The following is a 13,272-nucleotide window of genomic DNA, read 5'->3' on the forward strand; positions in this document are numbered from 1 at the left end:
TCCCGGCCTCTGTGCCGGGAAAATTCCCTCGTTTGAAATATTCTAATTCCACGTCATTTTTCGCATTAGATAATCTAATGTCATGATTTTTATGTGACGGAAATTCGGCCCGTTTTTCCGCATGAAATATCACCATGTGCTAAATCCTGTTAGATCATTGTTAATTTTGTGCGGGGTTAATCGCATTTTTCCAGTGAATAACTCTGTAGGCTTTTCAGCGTTTTTTGGTCATAAGCTAATGTGATGACCCGTTTTACCTTATGGTTAACCGCCGGTTTCGGTGGTAAGTTCAGGTAAAAGAGAACGTTTGCGTCGGCATTCGGAAACGAGGCCGATACCGGGTTTCACGGTGAATTTTTCAACGAGGACAAGATGGCTCAACAGACTCCTTTGTACGAACAGCACGTGTTATGCGGCGCCCGCATGGTGGATTTCCATGGCTGGATGATGCCGCTGCACTACGGCTCGCAAATTGATGAGCACCACGCGGTGCGCACCGATGCCGGTATGTTCGACGTGTCCCATATGACAATTGTCGATCTGCGCGGTAGCCGCACCCGGGAGTTTCTACGTTATCTGCTGGCGAACGATGTCGCGAAGCTGAAGACACCGGGGAAAGCGCTCTATACCGGTATGCTGAACGCCTCGGGTGGCGTGATTGATGACCTTATCGTCTACTACTTCACCGAAGACTTCTTCCGCCTCGTTGTAAACTCCGCCACCCGCGAAAAAGACCTCTCCTGGATCACCCAACACGCCGAACCTTATGCCATCGACATCACCGTCCGTGACGATCTGTCGCTGATTGCCGTGCAGGGGCCGAACGCGCAGGCGAAAGCCGCGTCTCTGTTCAGCGACGAGCAGCGTAAAGCCACCGAAGGGATGAAGCCCTTCTTTGGCGTGCAGGCGGGCGATCTGTTTATTGCCACGACCGGCTATACCGGTGAAGCGGGCTATGAAATTGCCATGCCAAACGAGAAAGCAGCTGATTTCTGGCGTGCGCTGGTGGAAGCGGGCGTGAAACCGGCTGGCCTGGGCGCGCGCGATACGCTGCGCCTTGAAGCGGGAATGAACCTCTACGGTCAGGAGATGGACGAAGGCGTCTCTCCGCTGGCGGCCAACATGGGCTGGACCATCGCATGGGAACCCGCTGACCGTGAGTTTATTGGCCGCGAAGCGCTGGAAATGCAGCGCGAGAAGGGCACTGAACAGCTGGTTGGCCTGGTGATGAAGGAAAAAGGCGTGCTGCGCGGAGAACTGCCGGTGCGTTTTACCGATGCCGACGGCAATCCGCGCGAAGGCGTGATCACCAGCGGGTCCTTCTCCCCGACGCTGGGCTACAGTATTGCACTGGCTCGCGTGCCGGCGGGCATTGGCGAGTCGGCGGTGGTGCAAATCCGCAACCGCGAAATGCCGGTCAACGTGACCAAACCGATTTTTGTTCGCGCCGGTAAGCCGGTCGCCTAACTATTTTTATCAGGAGAACTTCAATGAGCAATGTGCCAGCAGAACTGAAATACAGCAAAGAACACGAGTGGCTGCGCAAAGAGGCGGACGGCACTTACACCGTAGGGATCACCGAGCATGCGCAGGAGCTGCTGGGCGACATGGTGTTTGTTGACCTGCCGGAAGTGGGCGCAACCGTGAGCGCGGGCGATGACTGCGCCGTGGCGGAGTCCGTTAAAGCAGCATCCGATATCTACGCACCGGTAAGCGGTGAAATTGTGGCCGTAAACGACGCGCTGAGCGATTCGCCGGAGCTGGTGAACAGCGAGCCTTATGAAGGTGGCTGGATCTTCAAGATCAAAGCCAGTGACGAATCTCAGGTTGCCGCGCTGCTGGATGCGACCGCGTACGAAGCCCTGTTAGAAGACGAGTAATTGTTAATCCCCCTCTCCCTCCGGGAGAGGGCAGGGGTGAGGGTGCCCATCTTCCCCTCACCCTAACCCTCTCCCGAGGGGAGAGGGAACTTAAATTCACTGCACGTTTCAGGAACCATCGCTCATGACACAGACTTTAAGCCAGCTTGAAAACCGTGGCGCTTTCATTGAACGTCACATTGGGCCGGATGCTCAGCAACAGCAGGAGATGCTGAAAACGGTTGGCGCGGATTCATTAAACGCACTGATCGGCCAGATCGTGCCAAAAGACATCCAGCTTGCCACGCCGCCTCAGGTGGGAGAAGCCACCACGGAATTCGCCGCACTGGCGGAGCTGAAGGCCATCGCTGGCCTTAACAAGCGCTATAAGTCTTACATTGGCATGGGCTACACCAACGTGCAGTTACCGCCGGTTATCCTGCGTAATATGCTGGAAAACCCGGGCTGGTACACCGCCTATACCCCGTATCAGCCGGAAGTGTCCCAGGGCCGTCTGGAAGCGCTGCTGAACTTCCAGCAGGTGACGCTCGACCTGACCGGGATGGATATCGCTTCCGCCTCGTTGCTGGATGAAGCGACCGCGGCAGCTGAAGCCATGGCGATGGCAAAACGCGTCAGCAAGCTGAAAAATGCCAACCGCTTCTTCGTGGCGGCGGACGTGCATCCGCAGACGCTGGACGTGGTGCGTACCCGTGCGGAAACCTTTGGTTTTGACGTGATTGTCGACGACGCTGACAAAGTGCTGGATCACCAGGATGTCTTTGGTGTGCTGCTACAGCAGGTTGGCACCACCGGCGAAGTGCATGATTACAGCGCACTGATTGCCGAGCTGAAATCCCGCAAAGTGGTGGTCAGCGTTGCCGCTGATTTTATGGCGCTGGTGCTGCTGACGGCTCCGGGCAAACAGGGGGCGGATATTGTATTCGGCTCGGCCCAGCGTTTCGGCGTGCCGATGGGCTACGGCGGACCGCACGCGGCATTCTTTGGCGCGAAAGATGAATTTAAACGTTCCATGCCAGGCCGCATTATTGGCGTATCGAAAGATGCCGCCGGTAACACCGCGCTGCGCATGGCGATGCAGACTCGCGAGCAGCATATCCGCCGCGAGAAAGCGAACTCTAATATCTGTACTTCTCAGGTTCTGCTGGCAAACATCGCCAGCCTGTACGCCGTCTTCCACGGCCCGGTTGGGCTGAAACGCATTGCCGGCCGCATCCACCGTCTGGCGGATATTCTGGCCTGTGGCCTGCAGCAGAAAGGCCTGAAGCTGCGTCATGAGCACTACTTCGACACGCTGTGCGTTGACGTCGCAGATAAAGCGGCGGTGCTGGCACGTGCGGATGCCGCACAAATTAACCTGCGCAGCGACATTCATCACGCCGTGGGCATCACCCTTGATGAATCCACCACGCGCGACGATATCGTCAACCTGTTTAATGTCGTGCTGGGTGACGCGCACGGTCTGGATATTGATGCGCTGGACAAAGAGGTCGCGCATGACAGCCGCTCTATTCAGGAGAGCATGCTGCGCAATGACGCTATCCTGACGCATCCTGTGTTCAACCGTTATCACAGCGAAACCGAGATGATGCGTTATATGCACTCTCTGGAGCGCAAAGATCTGGCGCTGAACCAGGCGATGATCCCGCTGGGCTCGTGCACCATGAAGCTGAACGCCGCGGCAGAAATGATCCCTATCACCTGGCCTGAGTTCTCCGAGCTGCACCCGTTCTGCCCGCCAGAGCAGGCGGAAGGGTATCATGTCATGATCAACCAGCTTTCCGACTGGCTGGTGAAACTGACCGGTTATGACGCGCTCTGTATGCAGCCGAACTCCGGCGCGCAGGGTGAATATGCGGGGCTGCTGGCAATCCGTCACTATCACGAAAGCCGTAACGAAGGCCACCGTGATATCTGCCTGATCCCGAGCTCTGCCCACGGCACCAACCCGGCGTCTGCCCAGATGGCGGGCATGGAAGTGGTGGTCGTGGCGTGTGATAAGAACGGTAACATCGACCTGGCCGACCTGCGCGCGAAAGCCGAGCAGGCGGGCGATAAGCTCTCCTGCATCATGGTGACCTACCCGTCGACTCACGGCGTGTACGAAGAAACCATCCGTGAAGTGTGTGAAGTGGTGCATCAGTTCGGCGGTCAGGTGTACCTCGACGGCGCGAACATGAATGCTCAGGTGGGCATTACCTCTCCGGGCTTCATCGGCGCGGACGTGTCGCACCTGAACCTGCACAAAACCTTCTGCATCCCACACGGTGGTGGCGGTCCGGGCATGGGGCCTATCGGCGTGAAAGCGCATCTGGCGCCGTTCGTGCCGGGTCACAGCGTCGTGCAGATAGAAGGTATGCTGACCCGTCAGGGCGCGGTCTCTGCTGCACCGTTCGGTAGCGCTTCAATCCTGCCAATCAGCTGGATGTACATCCGCATGATGGGCGCGGAAGGGCTGAAACAGGCAAGCCAGGTCGCGATCCTGAATGCTAACTATATTGCGACTCGCCTGAAGTCGGCCTTCCCGGTGCTTTACACCGGTCGCGATGGGCGTGTGGCACACGAGTGCATCCTCGATATTCGTCCGCTGAAAGAAGCGACGGGTATCAGCGAACTGGATATCGCCAAGCGTCTGATCGACTACGGCTTCCACGCACCAACCATGTCGTTCCCGGTTGCGGGTACGCTGATGGTGGAGCCAACGGAGTCTGAAAGCAAAGCCGAGCTGGACCGCTTTATTGACGCGATGCTGGCCATCCGCATGGAGATAGACCGCGTGCAGGACGGCGAATGGACGCTGGAAGATAACCCGTTGGTTAACGCTCCGCACACCCAGCACGAGATGGTGGCCGAGTGGAATCACGGTTATTCCCGTGAACTGGCTGTCTTCCCGGCAGGCGTGGCGAATAAATACTGGCCGACCGTGAAGCGTCTTGATGACGTATACGGCGACCGTAACCTGTTCTGCTCCTGTGTGCCGATGAGCGAATACCAGTAATTTTTTTGCTGTAGTAACGTAGGCCGGGTAAGGCGAAGCCGCCACCCGGCTTTTTTATTGGGAGAAGACAATGGCAATTGCACTGGTCACCGGCGCCAGCCGCGGCATTGGCAAAGCCACCGCGCTGCAACTGGCTCGCGAAGGTTATACCGTGGCGGTGAACTATCACCACAATATCAAAGCCGCAAAGGACGTCATCAATCAGATCGTTGAGGCGGGTGGAAAAGCATTTGCCCTGCGTGCAGACATTAGCGATGAAGCGCAGGTCATGGCCATGTTTGACAGCCTCGATCGCGAAGGTGAGCCCCTTACCGCGCTGGTCAATAATGCAGGCATTCTGTTTGAGCAATCCACTATTGAAAATCTGTCCGCTGAACGCATTAATCGCGTGCTGAGCACCAACGTCACGGGCTATTTTCTCTGCTGCCGTGAGGCGGTAAAGCGCATGTCGCACAAACATGGCGGCAAGGGTGGCGCGATTGTCAATGTCTCCTCTGCCGCGTCTCGTCTGGGCGCGCCGGGGGAGTATGTCGATTACGCGGCCTCCAAAGGCGCGGTAGATTCCCTGACTACCGGATTATCGCTGGAGGTCGCGGCGCAGGGTATCCGCGTAAACTGCGTGCGGCCCGGGCTGATTTATACCGATATTCACGCGTCTGGTGGGGAGCCGGGGCGGGTGGATCGCGTGAAATCGTTACTGCCGATGCAGCGCGGCGGCCAGCCGGAAGAGGTCGCGCAGGCGATAGTCTGGCTGCTGAGCGAGAAGGCGTCATACGTGACGGGCAGTTTTATTGAACTGGCGGGCGGGAAATAAACGCCGGGTGGCGGCTTCGCCTTACCCGGCCTACGATTCGCAGGTTTTGTAGGCCGGTGCAAGCGTAGCGCCGCCCGGCGTTACGGCGTTAAAGTTGCTCGCCGTTGCTGGCAATCACGCCTTTATACCATTCGAAGCTTTTCTTACGGGAACGCGACATGTCGCCGGTGCCGTCGTCGTGTTTATTGACGTAGATAAAACCGTAGCGCTTGCTGTACTGGCCGGTAGTGAATGACACGCAGTCAATGCAGCCCCATGGCGTATAGCCCATCAGATCCACGCCATCGTGGGTGACGGCTTTGATCATCTCTTCAACGTGGGCGCGCAGGTAGTCGATACGATAGTCATCGTTGATGCTGCCATCCTCTTCCACCTTATCGTAGGCACCGAAGCCGTTTTCCACGATAAACAGCGGCTTCTGATAGCGTTCGTACAGTTCGCACAGGGAATAACGCAGGCCCACCGGGTCAATCTGCCAGCCCCAGTCGGACGCCTTGACGTGCGGATTAGGTACGCTGCCCTCGAAGCCAGAAATCGCGTCACCGGTGCCACCTTCCGCTTTCACCGCATTGGTCATGTAGTAGCTGAAGCCCAGGTAGTCGCAGGTACCTTCGCGGAGGATCTGCTCATCGCCTGCGTCCATTTTGATGGAGAAACCGCGGCGCTCCCATTCATTCAGTACGTAAGATGGATAGTAGCCACGCAGCTGAACATCGGTAAAGACATAGCGCTCGCGCATGGATTCCTGGGCGAACATCACGTCTTCCGGTTTGCAGGAGAATGGATAGAGCGCCACCATGGCCAGCATGCAACCGACTTTCATCTCCGGATTGATACGGCGCGCGGCTTTCACCGCCAGGGCACTCGCCACAAACTGGTGGTGCAGCACCTGATACATGGTCTCTTCCGGATTTTCATGTTCGGTATAGACCACGCCTGAGCAGCAATAACCAAAGAGCGGCGCACGCCAGTTACGCTGGTTGTTGATTTCATTGAAGGTCATCCAGTATTTGACCTTGTGCTTGTAGCGCTCAAAAACCACTTCCGCGAAGCGTACAAAGAAATCGACCACTTTACGGTTGGTCCAGCTGCCGTACTCCTGCACCAGGTGCAGCGGCATTTCGAAGTGGGAGAGGGTGATCACCGGCTCGATGTTGTATTTCAGCAGCTCATCGAACATGTCGTCATAGAACTTCAGCCCTTCCTCGTTTGGCTGCGTTTCGTCACCTTTCGGGAAGATGCGCGTCCAGGCAATCGAGGTGCGGAAACATTTGAAGCCCATCTCGGCAAACAGCTTGATATCTTCTTTGTAGTGGCCGTGGAAGTCGATGGCCTCGTGATTTGGGTAGTATTTACCCGGCACTACGTCCTGCGTGATTTCGCGCGGCACACCGTGCGCCCCGCCGGTCAGTACGTCGCAGATGCTTGGCCCTTTGCCGCCTTTGTCCCAGCCGCCTTCAACCTGATGCGCCGCAACGGCACCGCCCCATAGAAAATCTTTCGGTAAGGTCAATTTTTTCATCGCTGCTATTCTCAATAAATGACGTATTGGTTTTGAGTCTAGCAAAGCGAAATTGAATGTCACGATATAACAATTCGCGGAAATTGTGATTTGTCACATCAAAAAAACAGGATGTTTTATTCCGCCAGTTTCTTCGCCAGTTTGCGTCCGAGAGATTCCAGAATATAGATAACGGGGATTTGTGTGGTGATGTCGTAGACGCCTGCAATACGCGTCTGGGGAACGTGCCAGGAGAGATTAAAGTCCGCCAGTTTTGCCAGGCGCGAGTGTTCATGGCTGGTAATGGAGAGAACCTTGCAGTGATGCAGGCTGAACTGGCTGGCGAAGCGCAGGATCTCCTCGGTCTCGCCCGACACAGAGAGCACAATTGCCAGTGCATTTTTCGCCATATCATTGGTGACCGGGAAATAAGGGTCATCAATATGGTTGCTGAATTTTCCGATATTCGAAAAGAAACGGGCACCGTATTTTGCCAGCGATCCTGATGTCCCTGCGCCGACAAATATAATTCGCTCCGAAGAGAGAATGATATTTACCGCGTCATCCAGTAAAGCGTCGAACTCTTCATTATTCACGCTTTTAAAGAAACTGATAATTTCGCTGGCGCCGAAATTCGCCTGCTGAGGTTCGTTCTGTTCAAGATAGAGCTTAAAGCGCACGCGAAACTCAGAATACCCTTCACAGTTGAGCTTACGGCAAAAGCGCAGGATGGTGGTGGTTGAGACGCCCGCCACATCCGCCAGTTCGCGGATGGTCATGTACATCACTTTGTCACGGTTTTTAATGACATAGTTGTAGACCATCATCTCCAGGTTATTGAGACTGGCAATGGCGGAGTGGGTGAACATACTCACAGTGGCAAAACTCTCATTCAGACCTCGTTTAACCATCATAACATGCAGCCAGACGGCAGGATCTAATTTTATGCTATTGATTCGTAAAGCATAAATTTTAATGTGAACAAATGTCAGGTGAAAAATATATCTATGTTTTTGATTTTTATTGTAAAAAAATTACATGGAAAATATTTTAGCTAACAGGTGTTCACTGGAATCATTCTCAGTTAGCATAGTCATGCGATGAATAATCATCTTTAGTTTCCCGGAGTTTTGTATGGCGAGCAGACCATTAATCGCACAGGGATATTCACTGGCGGAGGAAGTAGCCAACAGCATCAGCCATGGCATTGGCCTGGTGTTTGGGATAGTCGGTTTAGTGTTATTGCTGGTACAGGCGGTTGATACCAATGCCAGCGCGATGGCGATTACCAGCTATAGCCTGTATGGCGGAAGCATGATCCTGTTATTCCTGGCGTCGACGCTCTATCACGCGATTCCGCATCAACGGGCCAAGATATGGCTCAAGAAATTTGACCACTGTGCTATCTATCTGCTTATTGCAGGAACCTATACGCCTTTTCTGCTGGTGGGGCTCAACTCGCCGCTGTCGCGCGGACTGATGATTGTCATCTGGAGCCTGGCGCTGCTGGGGATCCTCTTCAAGCTAACCATTGCACACCGGTTTAAAGTGTTGTCACTGGTGACCTATCTGACCATGGGGTGGCTGTCGCTGATTGTGGTGTATCAACTGGCGATTAAGCTGGCGGTTGGCGGGGTTACGTTGCTGGCAGTGGGAGGCGTAGTGTACTCGCTGGGCGTCATTTTCTACGTCTGCAAGCGCATTCCATACAATCATGCCATCTGGCATGGTTTTGTACTGGGCGGCAGCGTGTGCCATTTTTTGGCAATTTATTTGTATGTGGGGCAGGTGTAGTTTGTTGTCGGGTGGCGGCTTCGCCTTACCCGACCTACGGGATCGGTAGGCCCGGTAAGCGCAGCGCCACCGGGCGATACAGCATCACTCTTCCAGCGAATACGGTAACGGCTCAATACTCAACGTATTCGCATCATCACGCACGCGGAACACGCTGTCGGCTTCCATGTCGTTGTTCATGACGGCCTGGACTAAAAGACGACCATCATCCAGCTGTACGGCGGCTAACACGGTGCCGGTACGGCGCCAGTTATCGCCCATTTTCAGCTCTAAATCTTCACCCGCTTCCGGTACGCGGCTGGCATGACCTGCCAGTGTCCACAGTGCACGTTTATTTGCCCCACGGAATTTTGCACGCGCCACCATCTCCTGGCCGGTGTAACAGCCTTTTTTAAAGCTGATGCCGCCCAGCGCCTGCAGGTTGGTAGCCTGTGGAATAAACTGCGCGCTGTTGGCGGCGTCAATGATCGGCAGACCGGCTTCAATATTCAGCGCCAGCCACTGCTGGCTGTTGTTGAGCTGCGCTTCACCGCGCAGTGCTTCGGTGACGCGTTCGGCGGTTGCGGCATCCGTGACAAGCAGGAAGCGCTCCGCCGGATGTTCAAACCACAGGATGGAGGTGGCCCCCTCGCTGACGACCTGTTTTTCTGCATCCGGCAGCTCAGCAAACAGATTTTTCAGCGCGGCACGTGCCTGGAAGCCCGCCACGCCCAGCAGAACATGTTCGTCGTCCGGGACGATAGTGACTTTGGAAAAGACTGCATACTTTTTCAGCTCTTTGAGCTGCGCATCTCGCAGGCTGCGGCGTTCAATAAAGGCAAACCCGTCCTGACGGCGAAACAGACGCAGATTGCTCCACATTTTGCCTTTGGGGTCACAATGCGCCGCCAGCAGGTGCTGGTGTTCGGTCATCTGGCTGACGTCGGCGGTGACCTGGCCCTGGAGGTATTTTTCGGCGTCGGCGCCGGCGAGCGTCGCCAGCGCCCAGTCATCAAGAGAAATAAGCGTCAGCGGCAGACGCGCAGAGGCGGCGGGCTGGCGAGGAGAAAATGGTGTAAATGCCATAACGATATCCTGAATTGCTTAACGCTTTGATAATGCCTAATGGTAAAAGAGCCTGCTGGCAATGCAAGCGCTTTCAGCAGACCATTTGTGCCATAAACCGGTTATGCGTAGCGCTACGTAAAATAGTGTAATCCGCTGTCTTTGTAGGGTTTATTCTGGAAGCCTGCTCGTTGATCGCAATATTCCAGTAATGAAACGGTCAAAAACACGTTACACTAGCTGGTGTCCCCGTAGAGAAATAAAGAACACTGAACGGGGGCCCGACTGTGCCAAACGTAATGCAGGAAACTGAACATGGATATTAACAACAAGGCCCGTATTCACTGGGCATGCCGTCGCGGCATGCGTGAACTTGATATTTCCATCATGCCTTTCTTCGAATATGAGTATGACAGCTTAAGCGATGATGATAAGCGGCTGTTTGTTCGCCTGCTTGAGTCTGACGATCCGGATTTATTCAACTGGCTGATGAACCACGGCAAACCCGCCGACACCGAGTTGCAACGGATGGTGCAATTAATTCAAACACGGAATCGGGAACGTGGTCCTGTGGCAATCTGATCTTCGCGTCTCGTGGCGCTCACAGTGGATGTCGTTAATGCTCCACGGCCTGGTTGCGGCCATCGTGTTACTCATGCCATGGCCCCTGAGCTATACACCGCTGTGGCTGCTATTACTTTCGTTTGTCGTTTTTGACAGCGTACGCAGCCAGCGTCGCATTAATGCTCGTCAGGGTGAGATCAAGTTACTGATGGATTCCCGCCTGCGCTGGCAGGGAAAAGAGTGGGATATTCTGGGTATGCCATGGATGCTCAACTCCGGCATGATGTTACGGTTACGCAATGTGGACGGCGGGCGTTGCCAGCACCTGTGGCTGGCGGCTGACAGTATGGATGCTTCAGAATGGCGAGATCTGCGCCGGATGTTGTTGCAACAGCCGACGCAGGAGTAACCCACTCAGCTAAATTTTTCTGCCATTTCGCCAAGTATCTGTTCGCACCAGGCCTGCAGGCGCTCGTCGCTGAGATCGTACTGATTGGTTTCATCCAGGGCGAGTCCGACAAACAGCTGGCCGTCGGCAATGATCGGTTTTTGACTGGTGAACTCGTATCCTTCGGTTGGCCAGTAGCCGATAAACGTCGCCCCTTTCGGTACCAGTTTGTCATGCAGCATGCCAAGTGCATCAAGAAACCATTCGCCGTAGCCCAACTGATCGCCCATGCCGTACATCGCAATGATTTTGCCGTCGAGATTGACTGAATCGAGCTGATCCCAGATGGCTTCCCAGTCTTCCTGTATCTCACCAAAATCCCAGGTTGGGATGCCGAGGATCAGTACATCGTACTGTTCCATCAGCGCGACCGCGTCATCTTTCAGGTTATGCAACGTCACCAGTTCGGGGCCAATGATGTCGCGAATTTTCTCTGCCGCCATTTCGGTGTAGCAGGTGCTGGAACCATAGAAAAGACCAATATTCATCGCGTAACTATCTCAATTCATGCTTTGACTTTGTGCGTAGTGTACCAGAAACCGGTCGCAATCAGGCATAATGGCCTGACTGCAGAATCAAAGGGGCCGATGTGGAAAAGGATCTCGCACTCGTTGAACAGTTTCTCGATGCGCTGTGGCTGGAGAAAAATCTGGCCGAGAACACGCTCAGTGCCTATCGGCGCGATCTCACCATGCTGGTGGAGTGGCTGGCGCGTCGCGAATTATCGCTGGCGAGTGCGCAAAGCGACGACCTTCAGGCGCTGCTCGCGGAACGGGTTGAAGGGGGCTATAAGGCCACCAGTTCTGCACGCTTGCTCAGCGCGATGCGTCGGCTGTTCCAGCATCTCTACCGTGAGAAGATTCGGGAAGACGATCCGAGTGCGCTTCTGGCGTCCCCAAAACTCCCGCAGCGGCTGCCGAAAGATCTCAGCGAAGCACAAGTTGAGAGATTATTACAGTCACCTGCTGTTGACCTGCCGCTGGAGTTACGCGATAAAGCCATGCTTGAGCTATTGTATGCTACCGGTTTGCGTGTCTCTGAACTGGTTGGCCTGACGATGAGCGACATCAGCCTGCGTCAGGGCGTGGTGCGCGTCATCGGTAAAGGAAATAAGGAAAGGCTGGTGCCGCTGGGAGAAGAAGCGGTTTACTGGCTGGAAACGTATCTTGAGCATGGCCGTCCATGGTTGCTCAATGGCGTGTCTATCGACGTCTTGTTTCCGAGCCAGCGCGCACAGCAGATGACACGACAAACGTTCTGGCATCGCATCAAGCATTACGCCACACTGGCGGGTATCGACAGTGAAAAGCTTTCGCCGCACGTATTGCGTCACGCTTTCGCGACGCATCTGTTAAACCACGGCGCAGATTTACGCGTGGTGCAGATGCTACTGGGACACAGCGATCTTTCTACGACGCAAATTTACACCCATGTCGCGACGGAACGCCTGCGGCAGCTACACCAACAGCACCACCCTCGTGCGTGAGTGCCGACAAATTGTAACGGGATCAACTATGAAAAAGTCTTTCGCGCTGTTCACCCTGCTGGCAGCCTCTTTTACCGGGTTCGCCCATGCGGATGACGCCGCTATTAAACAGTCACTGGCTAAACTGGGCGTTACCAGCAGCGACATCCAGTCTGCACCGGTTGCCGGGATGAAAACGGTACTGACTAACAGCGGCGTGCTGTATGTCACCGAAGACGGCAAACATATTATTCAGGGGCCAATGTATGACGTGAGCGGCGCGCAGCCGGTCAATGTCACCAACCAGCTGCTGATGAAAAACCTGAATGCGCTCGAAAAAGAGATGATCGTCTATAAAGCGGCGCAGGAAAAACATGTGATTACCGTCTTCACCGACATCACCTGTGGCTACTGCCACAAGCTCCATGAGCAGATGAAAGACTATAACGCGCTGGGCATTACCGTGCGTTACCTGGCCTTCCCGCGTGCAGGCGTGCAGAGCCAGCCAGAGCAAGACATGAAAGCGATTTGGTGTGCGAAAGATCGCAACAAAGCGTTTGACGATGCGATGAGCGGTAAAGAGGTTAAGCCTGCGTCCTGCGATATCGATATTGCTAACCACTACGCGCTGGGCGTGCAGTTCGGCGTAAGCGGTACGCCAGCGATTGTCCTGAGCAATGGCTATGTTGTGCCGGGTTACCAGGGACCAAAAGAGATGAAAGAGTTCCTCGACGCGCACCAGAAACAGTTTGGTGGTAAATAAT

Annotated in this window: 13 protein-coding genes; 9 read left to right on the forward strand and 4 right to left on the reverse strand. The window is 54.8% G+C overall.

Annotated elements, in window-relative coordinates:
• Positions 1-372 precede the first annotated feature (372 nt).
• The 4 genes from gcvT to ACOTXR_RS10505 all read left to right on the forward strand — a co-directional run bounded on the left by gcvT (position 373) and on the right by ACOTXR_RS10505 (position 5,692).
• Positions 373-1,467, forward strand: coding sequence for a glycine cleavage system aminomethyltransferase GcvT (gcvT, locus tag ACOTXR_RS10490; RefSeq protein WP_047626080.1), 1,095 nt, complete (start codon positions 373-375; stop codon positions 1,465-1,467).
• A gap of 23 nt (positions 1,468-1,490) precedes the next feature.
• The gene (gene gcvH / locus ACOTXR_RS10495) at positions 1,491-1,880 is read left to right on the forward strand and encodes a glycine cleavage system protein GcvH (RefSeq protein WP_014885143.1); all 390 of its coding nucleotides are present in this window, start codon (positions 1,491-1,493) and stop codon (positions 1,878-1,880) included.
• A gap of 124 nt (positions 1,881-2,004) precedes the next feature.
• Entirely contained in the window at positions 2,005-4,878 is a 2,874-nt protein-coding gene (gcvP, locus tag ACOTXR_RS10500) for an aminomethyl-transferring glycine dehydrogenase (RefSeq protein WP_023331246.1), read from the forward strand.
• A 70-nt stretch (positions 4,879-4,948) separates the two neighbouring features.
• Positions 4,949-5,692, forward strand: coding sequence for an SDR family oxidoreductase (locus ACOTXR_RS10505; RefSeq protein ID WP_014885141.1), 744 nt, complete (start codon positions 4,949-4,951; stop codon positions 5,690-5,692).
• An 88-nt stretch (positions 5,693-5,780) separates the two neighbouring features.
• Here ACOTXR_RS10505 and bglA read toward each other — a convergent pair whose 3' ends face one another.
• Together bglA and ACOTXR_RS10515 are read right to left on the reverse strand one after the other, a co-directional pair.
• The gene (bglA, locus tag ACOTXR_RS10510; protein WP_014885140.1) at positions 5,781-7,214 is read right to left on the reverse strand and encodes a 6-phospho-beta-glucosidase BglA; all 1,434 of its coding nucleotides are present in this window, start codon (positions 7,212-7,214) and stop codon (positions 5,781-5,783) included.
• Between the two features lie 116 nt (positions 7,215-7,330).
• Complete coding sequence (locus ACOTXR_RS10515; protein ID WP_058689873.1) at positions 7,331-8,062, reverse strand: MurR/RpiR family transcriptional regulator; 732 nt, start codon at positions 8,060-8,062, stop codon at positions 7,331-7,333.
• A 265-nt stretch (positions 8,063-8,327) separates the two neighbouring features.
• On the opposite strand from ACOTXR_RS10515, the gene trhA reads away from it, so the two are divergent.
• Complete coding sequence (gene trhA, locus ACOTXR_RS10520) at positions 8,328-8,987, forward strand: PAQR family membrane homeostasis protein TrhA (protein WP_023331242.1); 660 nt, start codon at positions 8,328-8,330, stop codon at positions 8,985-8,987.
• An 84-nt stretch (positions 8,988-9,071) separates the two neighbouring features.
• Here the strand turns inward: trhA and ygfZ are convergent, their stop codons facing one another.
• Positions 9,072-10,052: a tRNA-modifying protein YgfZ gene (gene ygfZ / locus ACOTXR_RS10525; RefSeq protein WP_014885137.1), complete on the reverse strand. Its 981-nt coding sequence runs from the start codon at positions 10,050-10,052 to the stop codon at positions 9,072-9,074.
• Positions 10,053-10,346: 294 nt separating this feature from the next.
• Here ygfZ and sdhE point away from each other — a divergent pair, with 294 nt between their 5' ends.
• Together sdhE and ACOTXR_RS10535 are read left to right on the forward strand one after the other, a co-directional pair.
• Positions 10,347-10,613 carry an FAD assembly factor SdhE gene (sdhE, locus tag ACOTXR_RS10530; protein WP_010435322.1) on the forward strand — a complete coding sequence of 89 codons (267 nt, stop codon included), beginning with the start codon at positions 10,347-10,349 and terminating at the stop codon, positions 10,611-10,613.
• Entirely contained in the window at positions 10,594-11,004 is a 411-nt protein-coding gene (locus ACOTXR_RS10535) for a protein YgfX (RefSeq protein ID WP_014885136.1), read from the forward strand. The genes sdhE and ACOTXR_RS10535 overlap by 20 nt, the downstream gene beginning before the upstream one ends.
• A 5-nt stretch (positions 11,005-11,009) precedes the next feature.
• Here the strand turns inward: ACOTXR_RS10535 and fldB are convergent, their stop codons facing one another.
• Positions 11,010-11,531 (reverse strand): flavodoxin FldB, encoded by a 522-nt coding sequence (gene fldB, locus ACOTXR_RS10540; protein ID WP_014885135.1) that lies wholly within the window; start codon positions 11,529-11,531, stop codon positions 11,010-11,012.
• 101 nt (positions 11,532-11,632) lie between these two features.
• Between fldB and xerD the strand changes: the two genes are divergently transcribed.
• Both xerD and dsbC read left to right on the forward strand, forming a co-directional pair.
• Entirely contained in the window at positions 11,633-12,529 is an 897-nt protein-coding gene (xerD, locus tag ACOTXR_RS10545; protein WP_014885134.1) for a site-specific tyrosine recombinase XerD, read from the forward strand.
• A 28-nt stretch (positions 12,530-12,557) separates the two neighbouring features.
• A complete protein-coding gene (dsbC, locus tag ACOTXR_RS10550) occupies positions 12,558-13,271 on the forward strand; it encodes a bifunctional protein-disulfide isomerase/oxidoreductase DsbC (RefSeq protein WP_014885133.1) in 714 nt (237 codons plus the stop codon).
• Position 13,272 lies beyond the last annotated feature (1 nt).

The sequence above is a fragment of the Enterobacter cloacae complex sp. IR53030 genome (assembly GCF_049238365.1).
Lineage (GTDB): Bacteria > Pseudomonadota > Gammaproteobacteria > Enterobacterales > Enterobacteriaceae > Enterobacter > Enterobacter kobei.